We start from the raw sequence: 11,837 nt of genomic DNA, 5'->3' as shown, positions 1-11,837 counted from the left end.
GTCGGGTCGAGCCTAAACTTCAATATTAAATATATCATATTAGGATGAATGATAGCGCTCAAATTTCAAACCTGAAACCCCGCCTGTCAAACCGCGTACATAGAACTGGAAATAAATATATTACCAGGGGGAAATACAAAATGAAGAGAAAATTTGTTATCGGACTTATTATTGCTTTTATGGCACTAACGGGCTGTAGCTCAAATAAAAACACGGCAGAGCCATCGGCGACTACAGCAGCTGCTCCGGCAGAAACACAGGCATCCTCAATTCCTACCGAGGCGCCAACACCTGCACCAAAAAAATTGTCTGATACAGAAGCTGTGGCGCTTGACTACGTTAACATTTTCTTAAACGGATCGGATAGTGAAGCAAAAAAAACCTTCATTACAGACAACGTCTATCCGGATGCCCAGCCGCTGTTTCAAATGATTCAATCCGTAGAAACACCTGATGACCAGAAACTTAAGAATCCCCAGGTTCTCGAGTCTACACATTATTCTGATGAAGGCGGTATGAAAGTTGAGGCCGTGTTAATCCAAGGCCAAAAAGCCTCTAACCTCAAAAGCGAATTGATCGTTCTTATCAGTGACCTGAAAATTATCTGGGCAACAGATTCATCAGACCAGGAAACATTCGGCGAAGCAAGAAAGGTCTTCAAAGAGCCAGTCCCGGAAGCTTCGTTATCAACCGTACCTGCTCCTAGCGAAATGTTAAGAGAGATCCGGAATTTCGTAATCTCCGACGTGTGGAACGAGGGATTTGTTGACATCCATTCGTATATTAATAGCGGGACCGGCAGTACAGGACAGAGTCTGGATATCAATTTCACCGTTGAGCAGCTGGCCAAGACCATGGATAAGAAAAAGGAATACGACAGCTATATCACCGGTCTTGATTCCAAGTATGATTCTCTTAAACAGGTCTGGACGAAGCTTTCCTCCGAAACTGATCGTCTATACAGCCTGGTTCAACAGAATCCGCCCAAAGCCAACGATACCACCGCGAATTTTGATACCGGAATCTTCAATCAGTATTTGGAGGCCTTTGAGAAGGAAGTAGACGCCGCAATCAAATAATTGCTAATTAAAAATGCAGTCCATCTCCTTGGGGGGAAAGGACTGCATTTATCTATAGATGCTTATTGATCAATGCTCCCCATAATCATATCCATGAGATTACCCGGTTCCAATATAACAAACACCTATAAAAATATTATATTGTTTGCTTTTTACACTAAAAATTAGGGTTTCTTAGTAGGCCGAAACTGTCTTATAATGAGATTGGGCGGGAAATTCCAACCGTTTGTGAACGCGTGTTTACACTCCTGCCTGTCATCCACTTTGTAGGAGGAATGGTTATGCAATACGGTCATTTTGACGAAAAGAACAAAGAGTATCTCATCACGAAGCCTAATACACCTGCCCCTTGGGCCAACTATCTTGGCTCGCCGGAATACGGCGCGATTATCTCAGGAAATGCCGGAGGCTACAGCTTCGTGAAGTCCGGGGCCAACGGACGGCATCTCCGCTACCACTTCAACTCTAAGGACGAGCCGGGACGCTACATTTATGTAAGAGACCTGGAGAACGGGGATTATTGGTCCGGCTCCTGGCAGCCAGTGGGTAAAGATCTGGAACAATACCAATCGGTATGCCATCATGGAACCGGATACACGAACATCGTCTCGGATTACGATAACATCCATACGGAATCGTTATACTATGTGCCGCTGAACAAAACCTATGAGGTATGGCGGATGAAGGTGCGTAATGACGGCACCAAACCCCGGAAGCTGGCTCTCTTCGGATTTGCCGAACTGACCAACAATAACAACTACGAGCAGGATACCGTCAACCTGCAGTACACCCTGTTTATCTCACGCACCTACTATAAGAATAATATGATCCTTCAGGTCATCAACGAAAATATCCCCGAAGAGCAGAGCTGGAGATTCTTCGGCGCAGCCGGCGCGGAAGTTACCGGTTACGACGGCGACCGCGATACCTTCCTGGGCGATTACCGCAGCTACGGGAACCCGGCTTCCGTTGCGAACGGCGAATGTTCCAATTCACTCAACTACAATACCAATGCCTGCGGCGCCCTGCAGATCAATGTGGAGCTGCAGCCGGGAGAAGAGAAAGAAGTCGCCTTCCTGCTGGGACAGTATGATGAGCAAGGTGCGTCTGAGATTCTGAGTCACTACAAAGATTTGTCTGTGGTAGAGAAGGAGCTCGAAGAACTGAAGGCGTTCTGGCACAGCAAGCTTAACCGCTTCCAGGTTCAGACCCCGAGCGACAATCTGAACAATATGATCAACACCTGGAATGCTTACCAGTGCTTCATTACCTTCATCTGGTCGCGTGCTGCCTCCTTCCAGTACTCCGGTCTGCGTAACGGGCTCGGCTACCGGGATACCGTGCAGGATATTCAAGGCATTATCCATCTGGATCATGAGATGGCCCTTGAGCGCCTACGACTGATGATTTCGGCCCAGGTATCCAATGGCGGCGGACTGCCACTCGTCAAATTTGATCATAATCCGGGCCATGAAGGCACACCGGACGACCCGGAATACGTGCGGGAAACCGGACATCCCCATTATCGTGCGGATGACGCCCTGTGGCTGTTCCCGACGGTTATCAAATACTTAAATGAAAGCGGTAACTGGGGCTTTACGGATGAAGTAGTTCCTTATTCGGATAAAGGCGAGGATACCGTATATGGACATCTGCGCCAGGCCCTGCAGTTCAGCCTGGACCGCATGGGTGCACACGGGATGCCGGTTGGGCTGCATGCCGACTGGAACGACTGTCTGCGGCTTGGAGCCAAGGGAGAGTCTCTGTTCGTTGCCTTCCAGCTGTACATGGGCTTCAAAATATTCATGGAAATTGCCCGGAATAAAAACAAGCCGGAAGATGTAGAGTGGGCACAGGCGCTGCTCGAAGAGCTGGACGGCAATATTCAAAAGCATGCCTGGGAGAATGACCAGTTCGTCCGCGGGTTCACCGAAGACAACTATACCATCGGCTCCTGGGAGAACGATGAGGGCAAAATCTGGCTGAATCCGCAAAGCTGGGCGGTTCTCAGCGGCGCTGCCCGTCCGGAACAGGCCAAGCTCTCCATGGATAAAGTGTACGAGAATCTGCGGACCGATTACGGCTCTATGATTTTCTATCCGCCGTTCCGTAAATACGGTCTGCCTGTAGCGCTAATGGCCCTCTTCAATGCCTCCACCAAGGAGAACGGCGGGATCTTCAGCCAGCCGCAGGGTTGGCTGATTCTGGCCGAGACGATGATCGGCAACGGCGACCGCGCGTTCGAGTATTTCCTGAACTGCAGTCCGGCCAGCATGAACGATCAAGCCGAGGTCCGCAAGCTGGAGCCATACGTACATGGCCAGTTTGTTGAATCCAAGGACAGCCCGTACCAAGGCCGGGCACATGTCCACTGGCTCACCGGCACCGCCTCGACCGTTATGGTCTCTCTGGTAGAGGGCATTATGGGGGTTCAGCCGCAGAAGGATGGCCTCCGCCTGAATCCGTGCGTCCCTTCCGAATGGACAGAATTCTCTATGGTGCGGGAATTCCGCGGCAAGAAGCTGAACATCCGGGTTGAGAACAAGAACGGCGTGCAAAAAGGAGTATCGCATATCGTCATTAACGGCGAAGAAATTCAGGGCGACCTGATTCCGGTTACCCAATTGGCGGCAGAGAATGATGTGCTGGTTGTTATGGGATAACGTTTAGGGATAGACAAGGAGAGCGGACCGGTTACGGACGCTCTCTTTCTTTTTGCGGTATAGCAGACATTTCCTCTGTGGCCCCCGCAGACTCCGGTCTACTTCAATATCTTATTCAACTCCGCAGCTTGTTTCTTACTGTTCAATCTGGCATAGAAGTAGAACGCAATTGTATGCAGGACAACGGATAACAGCAGCATTGCAGGCAGCCATGGTCTGATATGGTTGAACATATCTACAGAGAACAGCCACACCATCCCCATTCCGCCTGCTATACTGAGGGTCGAAGAAATAAGAATGTTCCACAGCGGCCGTAGCGTGAAATGATTCCACAGCACATTGTACATAACTCCGAAGATCCCCGCAGCAATAACAGCGATACCCGCAAGCCGCCAGAGATACAGCATATCCAGCGATTGCTCCCGGAAGAAGACCGTAAGCAGCAGCATGATCCATAACGAAGTTAAGGTGAACACCTGAAAAAACGACTGTTTTAATTGATTAGCCATGATAACTCCTCCTGAAATTATTCATATAGTAACGGCTGACATAATAATATGAACCATCTGTCAAATTCACTTTTATCCGGGCATTATCTGTGGCTGAGAATTCTTTAATGTAGCTGGTGTTAATGATGGTCTGATTATTGATTTTCATGAACCGGGGTGAATCCAGCACTTCCAATGCGAATTTCAACCGTGTATTCAGCAGAAACATTTCACCGGTAATGACACGTACACTGCACATCCGGCCTTCCGGCTCTATAACTGCAATAGTGTTGGTCACAATCGAAACATTCCGGTCATTCTTGGCGTTGATTACCACGATCCGTCTCTCCGCCGCCTGAATGGCTGCTTCGATATTTCCCCATTGCCCCTGTTCAGCCGGGTGGGTGACTATTTTCGCAATTCCTTGCCCCATACCTGATTCCGCTTCAAAAATAATATCCAAGCTGCACTGCCTCCTCTCAGATTTCATATTAGTATCAAAAAGGAGCAATGACCACCATTCTACGTTTTCTTGCATATATTCGTCGGTTTGTTTCAGGAGAGATATTCCCCCTGCTCCCCAGACACAAATAAGACCGCCGGGATCTTCCCGGCAGTCTGTCTCACCTCCCGCTACAACCGCGGGTCCATCTCCTTCTCCTTCGTTACCTCAAACAACAGGTTGGCCGCAATCTGCTTGTAGACCTCGTTCTCAGCCGAAATCTCATCCAGCTTCACTTCCAGCAGTTGTCTGCCCAGCCGGTGCTCGGCTAAGGACGTGCGCAGCTTGGGAACGATATTCTTCTGCTTCATCAGCTTGGCATATTTATGCGGGAACTTGTAGTCATACCCGTAGATGATCGACAGGTAGCCGGGATTACGGACCTTCAGGTAAGGGACTACCCCTTGCTGCTCCTGCTCAGGCTTAATCACAATACCCTCCATACCCTTTTCCACCGTTACTTTTGCAAAATACGCCTCTGCCTTGATGTAGGCATCCGGCTCATTCAAGTCGAGCACCAGAATTTCGTCGTCATTTAGGAAACGGTATTGTTCCGAAGTCAGGCCGTCAGGTATCCGTTCATCTCCACTTTCCAGCACTTCCTTCAGGATGGCAAAAGGTTTATACTCCAGCTCCGCGTCACCCGCATACAGCTCCAGCTGCTGCTGGTATACCCGGTAAGCTTCGTCCCGCTGGTCCAGGTCCACGTAGGAATCTCGTATGTCACGGATATGCTTATACGTCTGGTACACATGAGCTCCATAGCTGCTGTTAAGCGCCTCTTTGGTCAGATGATGCTGATCCTGCTCAAATCCGCTCGCCTCATAATCCTGAATCAGCTTACCCAGCGACTCTTCGAACCCGTGTTGTCTTAAGAATTCCAGCTCTGTCTCCAGCGCCTTGCCGATCGGCTTGAACTGGCGTTCAATCAGCCCGTCGCCAAGCGCCTTCCACGGCAGCAGCTCCCCATCCAGCAGAAGCACACGAATGCCTTGCTCAGCCATATACGGTCCGAATTTCTGCAGCAGACCTTCGTAGATTGGAGCCAAGTCAACCGCCTTGACCTTATAGCCGTTACGGCTGACTGCATAACACTGCTCTATATCCCGGTAGAGGTACACACTACAGCGTGATCCCATGTACTTGGGCTGCAGGACAACTTCAGAAGCGCGCCGGTCAGCGAAATAATCCAGACCCTTACGCAGCGACTCCAGCTCACCGGCAGCCACATCCTTGTCCGCAGGTGACATCGTCCCGGAGATAAAGTTCACCCGGTTCCTCGAGGAATATTGCAGTCTGCGCACAGCTTCGTAATCCAGCTCCTGCAGCGATACGGGCTGCTCTTCATGGAACAACGTCGGCAGCTCTTCCTGCAGCACAATCTGGTGGGATTTATGGCTTTTGTAGAAAGGCTTGAACGACATGCGGACAGACGTCAGCCCATTTCCCTGTACGGCTCCAGTGTCGAGGTGGAGCTTGTTCTTGATCCGGAACGTCTGCTTGGCGGCAATGTGACCAAAGAGATGGAACGGGTGATTACTCACCGCCTCCTGCTTCAGGAAGTCAAGCTGCTGCTCATACGCAGCCTCACGGTCCAGCCGGAAGTTACGCTGATGGCGCAGCGAATTCGTATCCAGCTTCCCGATGTACTTATTGCGGCAAGGCGCGTGCGTAACATAGAAGGAAGGACCCTGCATACCGATATAGCGGTAAAAGGGCTTGGAATCCTCCACCAGTACCGAGAATTTACGGAAGAGCTCAGCGTCCTCTTTTAAAGCCCGGGTCGAATCGAAATACGTTCTTAGCAGCTCCGGATCGGTCCCTTGAATCTCACCCCGCAGGTATTTATAGACGAAATTCTCATGGTTGCCCATCACCAACAGGAAATGCTCACGATTCCCGTACAGGAACTCTATCGTCTCCCGGGTCTGCTTGCCCTTATCTATCCAGTCCCCTACAAGAATAATCTTTGTGTTACCCAGCTTATCTGTAGCGCTTAACTTACCTTCTTCTAGCTTATATCCATAGCTGCGCAGCAGCCCCTGAAGCTCTTGAACACACTCATGGACATCGCCGGCCACAATATACTCTTGATCCTGCGGAAGTACCGAGGCTGCGTAAGTCTCCCAATCCTCAATATTCACCCGGTAATCCGGGTTTGGCAGCCCTTGACCTTCAGCCTCCCCTTCCAGGAGGAAATCTTTGGCGCGCACCTTATGGATCTTGTTGTAGCCTTCGCGGGACAATACGGGCAGCACTTCTTTTCTCAGCCGGTTCAGATGGCCCGAAATCAGCTTCTTTGAGCGCTCCGAGGCATAATAATCCTCCCGCTTACGGTAATCGAACAGAATAACCTCGAGATTGTAATTATTCTCCTGGGCAATGGCGCGGACTTTACTGCGGTAATCTTCAGCCAGTCCTATCGTATCCATAATCACAAACTCCGCATTAATCGGCCAGGAGGTCACCAGCTTCAGCCGCTCAAACAGCAATTGAAACGTATGCGAGCTCGCCTCCAGCATCACCTGATCATATTTGTCGTAATCGTAACCTAAGATGTCCTGCCGGATGCTATCCGAGGACAGGTACTGCACATTCGTGCGCAGCCCTTTGGAGTTATCCGCAAGCTTCAGCTGCGGGATCAGGACTTCCTTGGCAAATGTCGTTTTTCCGCATTCCGTTGCCCCCACCAGCATGAATATCGTGTGTACCCTGGTTTGAATGTCCACTGTCTATTCCTCCTTTCTGCGCACAATCGCGCTTTGCGTCGTCCGGATCTCATCTACCCGGTCACCGACCATCCCGTACTCCGCCTCAACGGCCAGGCCTTGAATTGTATCTGTAAACCAATCACGGAACGCATCAATACCCATTTCCCACTTATGATCCTCATGACGGAATCCCTCCAGCTCATAATAGCGGTTGAAGTCGGCATTCGGCGTGGTCACAATCAGCTGTTCGAAATCCACACTTCCGATAATTTGCCGGATCAGCGCAGCCGCTTCATCCTCGCTCATATGCTCTACCACTTCGGTCAGAATCACATCGACCTGCTCCCCGTTATACGACTCCAGAAAATGATCCAGCGAGCCGAAGGTAGCGATGTTATCGATTTGCTTGGCCTTTGCCTTCCGGTTCACAACCTCCAGCAGCTCTGCATTGATATCCACGGCGTAGTAGGTACTCTCGATCTTCCCGGCAAATGGAATGGCATAGAAGCCCTCCCCGCAACCGATATCCAGAACCGGCTTATTAAATGGAAGCACACCTGAGATAAACGTCCGCCGCTGCATCGCCGTACCGCCATACTCCAGCCCGATGGAAGCCTGCTCCGTTTGCTCAATAGAGGCTTTGTAGCGCTTGAACAGCTCCCGGGTAGTAAGGAAGCTCCGTGCAAACAGACTGCGGATATAAAAAGGGGCATCAATCACATTCAGGCTGCGGATATATTTATCCAGAATGCGATCCGAAATATCGATATACTCATCCCCAAATATGGATAAGAACAGGGACAGCACCTGAGTCACATGCAGGAGGTGATACAGGCTTTTATGCGTGGTAATGGTCAGTGAGTAGCTCTTATGCGCCTGATGCTGCAGGGAGAAGGTATAATCCTTCAGATGCTTGTTGAAAAATTCAATATAGTGCAGCCGCTCCACCTGAACCATATGGATATAAAAGGTATGCTCGTAGCCTTCAATGTCCCGCTCGTCCTGCGCCTTAACAGGCGTGGAGAAGAACTCATTAACCGCATTCAGCGGAAACAGCGGGGTGTTATACCGGGAGACATTGAGATACTCAAAGCTGTCACTGTCGTTCTGCTTATAGGAGAGTTCATTATCTGCATCCTTGAAAAAAACGTTATAGGTCATATCATCCGAATACCAGCCATAGGCTATTCCTTTGCGGACCGGGCGAAGCTGCATGCCGCTCTGCGGATTCTTTTTGATCAAAAAGGTGAACTTCGGATTTGTAGATTTCAGTTGTACAATAGCCACTACGATCTTCCTCCTGTCAGTCGTTCTGTCTCAGTCACTTTCCCCATACTTCCTGCAGCGCCTCCCGGAATAGGGCATCCAGCTGCTGGTCCCGGTTATCCTCTTTGATACTCAAGGCCGCCGCTGCCACCTTCTCCAGCACTTGAAGCTGCTCTTCCAAATAATCGTTAATGGCGCTTAACCGCGGCTCAACATCCAGTTCTTCACCGGATTTCTTCCGTGCCAGCAATTGCTGCACTACCTGCCACAGCTCTCCATCCTGCGGAATCAGCCGGTCTACCAGCACATCGAACTCCATCGGCGGCATCTCTTCATAACGGTTAATCCATTCACAGGCCAGAACCGGGCGCAGCACATAAAAGTATTTCTTGATCTTGACCTGCCCGCCCTGCAAGTAATCGCGGTAATTGCCTTTAGCCATATTCAAGTAATGGTACATACAGGATTTCGGTGAAAAGGTATACGGCGATATCCCTCTAAGCTGTCCGGCTACACTGAATTTCTCTGCATACTGAATCGGCGATTGCAGCCACTCCAGCAGCGGCGGATTGGACTTACGGAATAAATTAAGCGCCTTACGTAAATCCCAGCCGTTGATATCCAGCATATTGTTAATCGGACGCTCTATGACATCCCGTTTATCGTAGATAGATAAATACCATTCCGGCTTATGCAGGTATATGAACCGCACATCATAATCACTATCCTGCGAGGGGAAACCCCACGCCCGGCTGCCTGATTCACAGGCATACAATATGGCAACCTGCTCCTCCTGTTCAATCTGTTCCAGCTGGCCGCGGATAAGTTTGTTTATAGGGGTCATTGTTATCACTCCAGTTCAACTCGGCTTCATGAACCTATCTTCCCTCATTTTCCCATTCACGAACAGGGCGGAAGTATGGCGGCAGGCAAAAAACCTTCCATTTTATTCAACTCTGGTGCTTAATATAAGTAGGTACTATCACTTCTAATGGATGCGCTACAGGCTGGAGGAATACAAATGGCCAAGGAAAGTTTCGATAAAGAAATTCAGTTTCTTCGCATGCTGTCTTTAGCCGGGGGAGCCTACAGCAGACAACAATTCGCCGACCGGCTCGGCATTTCCGTACATACCTACGACAAAACGCTGCGCAACCTGAAGGAAATGGTTACTGTCCTGCAGCAGGATCTGCCTGCTGAACAGGGAACCGAGCTCTCCGAGTGGCTCCGTTACAACTACTATGAATCTGCCGATCCGCTGCTGCTCTTCCTGTTCCGGGCGAAGTCGCTTAAGGAAACGGAGAGCATCCGGCTTACTCTACTCTTAACAGCACTCCAGACCCAGGAGCGGACTGCCAAGGATCTGCAGGATCTGTGCAGTGAGCAAATGCCCGCCGATTCGCCGCTGCCTGATGAGAAAACCATCCGGGGCGATCTGAAATATCTGGAGGAAGTCGGCGTCATTCTCCGTGTCAATGAGCGGCGTCCTTACCGGTACAAGGCTGCCAACGACCTGATTGACCAGCTAACAGATGACCAGCTTTTGGACCTCTATGACTACGTGGATGTCATCGCCAATACACAGATTCCGTCTGTACAGGGCTACCTGCTGCGCGACACCCTGAAGAAGGTTCTGCGGAAGCGGGGATTTAACCCCGAAGCTACAGAGACCCATAGATATAAATACAATTACCATTCACGTATTCTTGATGAGGCTCATCTCTACACGATATTCGGTGCTATTCAGCAGCGCCGGAGAATCCAGTTTCTCTATCTGTCCCCGAAAAAAGGAATGAACTACACCTCCCAGAACACGAACCCTCTCTTTGAGCGGGAGTCTGCGGGTATTACAGATAGTATCCTTCCGCTACGCGTCGTCTACGACCATCAGTATGGGCGGTGGTATTTAATCGGACATCATGCCCGGATGGGGATCAAGAAATTCCGGATGGAAGGCCTTACGCAGATTGAAGAGGGCGAACCCGTGGAAGAAGACGAATATACGGAGAAGCTTAAAGCTCTGGAAGCGCAGATGAAGAACAGCTGGGTTACAGATACCAACCGTGCGGTTAAGGTAGCTGTCAGATTCTATAACCCCAGCGGGTCCGGCGCTAATTTCATCCGGGAGCGGGTTGAGGCGCAGGGGCAATGGGGCGTGATTACAGAGGAGTCCGATTCAACGTTCCTGTACGAGATCGAAGTGAACGAAATTTATGAAATCAAGCCCTGGTTACGGAGCTTCGGTTCGAGCTGTGAGATCTTAGAACCCCGCTGGCTTCGTAAGCAATTTATTGCAGAATGGAAGGAGCTCCGGAGCTACTATGAATCCATTTGAGAAAATATTCAATTTCCAGATCATCTCACGCCTTGATGAAGCGGGGTCGCTTGCGCTGACCTCCCAGGAACGTTCCTGGCTGAAAACGATGTTAATACACCCTGCTTCAGAGGCGGCTTTTACACCGGAAACCTTAAATAAATTAAACTCTCTACTGGAGGCTGAAGCATCCATAGAAGTGCGGGAGATTATTATGGAGAAGGCCCGCAGTAAAGAGCGCCAGGTCTATCATCCGCTGCTCCGCACACTCCGCCGCATGATTATGCAGAATAAAGGCATCCTGATTACTTATCAGATTAAGCATGGCGGCGAACGAGCGGATCAGGCCGGTTTCCCTCACAAGCTGGAGTACAATATGTATAAGCGGGAGTGGTATCTGCAATGGTACAGCACCCGGCAGCGTTCGCTCATGTCCACCAAACTGCGCAACATGGTGTCGGTCGAAGTATTCCCCATCCCTGCCAAACGGATTGACGACCTGAAGGCACGGATAGCGCGCTTATTAGACGGTCTGAAAGAATCTGCCTGCATTCAAGTGATGCCTGTCTTTAATGCGGAGCTGTCACGTATCCTGTCTGCCTTCTCCTGTTTCGATAAGTCCGTGTCTTTTGATGAAGCCTCCGGCATCTACCGGATCCATGTCAACTACATGAGAGACGACAGCGAGTTCCTGTTATCCCGAATCCGGTTCCTTGGGTTACGTGTGAAAATTACCCAGGGCGAGCAGCTTAAGCGTCGTATGCTGAAAACGGCTGATATGGCGATTGAGCGGTATGGGGAGGATGTGAAGTGA

At 50.2% G+C, this 11,837-nt stretch carries 9 protein-coding genes; 4 read left to right on the top strand and 5 right to left on the bottom strand.

The genetic code is table 11. The annotated features are described in order from the left end of the window. Positions 1 to 140 precede the first annotated feature (140 nt). Positions 141 to 1,079 (top strand): hypothetical protein, encoded by a 939-nt coding sequence (locus tag NSU01_RS01055; protein ID WP_076243442.1) that lies wholly within the window; start codon positions 141 to 143, stop codon positions 1,077 to 1,079. A 281-nt stretch (positions 1,080 to 1,360) separates the two neighbouring features. Then, complete coding sequence (locus NSU01_RS01050) at positions 1,361 to 3,742, top strand: glycosyl hydrolase family 65 protein (RefSeq protein ID WP_076243441.1); 2,382 nt, start codon at positions 1,361 to 1,363, stop codon at positions 3,740 to 3,742. A 98-nt stretch (positions 3,743 to 3,840) separates the two neighbouring features. Here the strand turns inward: NSU01_RS01050 and NSU01_RS01045 are convergent, their stop codons facing one another. From NSU01_RS01045 to NSU01_RS01025, 5 genes are all read right to left on the bottom strand, one after another. Further along, positions 3,841 to 4,251, bottom strand: a complete 411-nt coding sequence (locus tag NSU01_RS01045; protein WP_076243440.1) for a hypothetical protein — start codon at positions 4,249 to 4,251, stop codon at positions 3,841 to 3,843. Beyond that, positions 4,244 to 4,693 carry a LytTR family DNA-binding domain-containing protein gene (locus tag NSU01_RS01040; protein ID WP_076243439.1) on the bottom strand — a complete coding sequence of 150 codons (450 nt, stop codon included), beginning with the start codon at positions 4,691 to 4,693 and terminating at the stop codon, positions 4,244 to 4,246. Before NSU01_RS01040 ends, NSU01_RS01045 begins: the two co-directional genes overlap by 8 nt. Before the next feature lie 170 nt (positions 4,694 to 4,863). Continuing rightward, on the bottom strand, positions 4,864 to 7,461 hold the full coding sequence (locus tag NSU01_RS01035) for a metallophosphoesterase (RefSeq protein WP_076243438.1): 2,598 nt from the start codon (positions 7,459 to 7,461) through the stop codon (positions 4,864 to 4,866). Between the two features lie 3 nt (positions 7,462 to 7,464). Next, positions 7,465 to 8,730 carry a class I SAM-dependent methyltransferase gene (locus NSU01_RS01030; RefSeq protein ID WP_076243437.1) on the bottom strand — a complete coding sequence of 422 codons (1,266 nt, stop codon included), beginning with the start codon at positions 8,728 to 8,730 and terminating at the stop codon, positions 7,465 to 7,467. 34 nt (positions 8,731 to 8,764) lie between these two features. Next, entirely contained in the window at positions 8,765 to 9,553 is a 789-nt protein-coding gene (locus NSU01_RS01025; RefSeq protein WP_039296876.1) for a nucleotidyltransferase domain-containing protein, read from the bottom strand. Positions 9,554 to 9,730: 177 nt separating this feature from the next. Here NSU01_RS01025 and NSU01_RS01020 point away from each other — a divergent pair, with 177 nt between their 5' ends. Further along, positions 9,731 to 11,044 carry a WYL domain-containing protein gene (locus tag NSU01_RS01020; protein ID WP_042132803.1) on the top strand — a complete coding sequence of 438 codons (1,314 nt, stop codon included), beginning with the start codon at positions 9,731 to 9,733 and terminating at the stop codon, positions 11,042 to 11,044. Beyond that, positions 11,031 to 11,837: a WYL domain-containing protein gene (locus NSU01_RS01015; protein WP_076243436.1), complete on the top strand. Its 807-nt coding sequence runs from the start codon at positions 11,031 to 11,033 to the stop codon at positions 11,835 to 11,837. Before NSU01_RS01020 ends, NSU01_RS01015 begins: the two co-directional genes overlap by 14 nt.

It is taken from the genome of Paenibacillus sp. FSL H8-0259, assembly GCF_037963255.1.
Classification (GTDB): Bacteria; Bacillota; Bacilli; order Paenibacillales; family Paenibacillaceae; genus Paenibacillus_AQ; species Paenibacillus_AQ phytohabitans.
Note: the sequence above shows the minus strand (reverse complement) of the source record. Positions and strands in the feature narration are given on the sequence as shown.

Coding starts and splice junctions, on each gene's coding strand:
- NSU01_RS01055 (WP_076243442.1), top strand. CDS start 141: ATGAAGAGAAAATTTGTTATCGGACTTATTATTGCTTTTATGGCACTA.
- NSU01_RS01050 (WP_076243441.1), top strand. CDS start 1,361: ATGCAATACGGTCATTTTGACGAAAAGAACAAAGAGTATCTCATCACG.
- NSU01_RS01045 (WP_076243440.1), bottom strand. CDS start 4,251: ATGGCTAATCAATTAAAACAGTCGTTTTTTCAGGTGTTCACCTTAACT.
- NSU01_RS01025 (WP_039296876.1), bottom strand. CDS start 9,553: ATGACCCCTATAAACAAACTTATCCGCGGCCAGCTGGAACAGATTGAA.
- NSU01_RS01020 (WP_042132803.1), top strand. CDS start 9,731: ATGGCCAAGGAAAGTTTCGATAAAGAAATTCAGTTTCTTCGCATGCTG.
- NSU01_RS01015 (WP_076243436.1), top strand. CDS start 11,031: ATGAATCCATTTGAGAAAATATTCAATTTCCAGATCATCTCACGCCTT.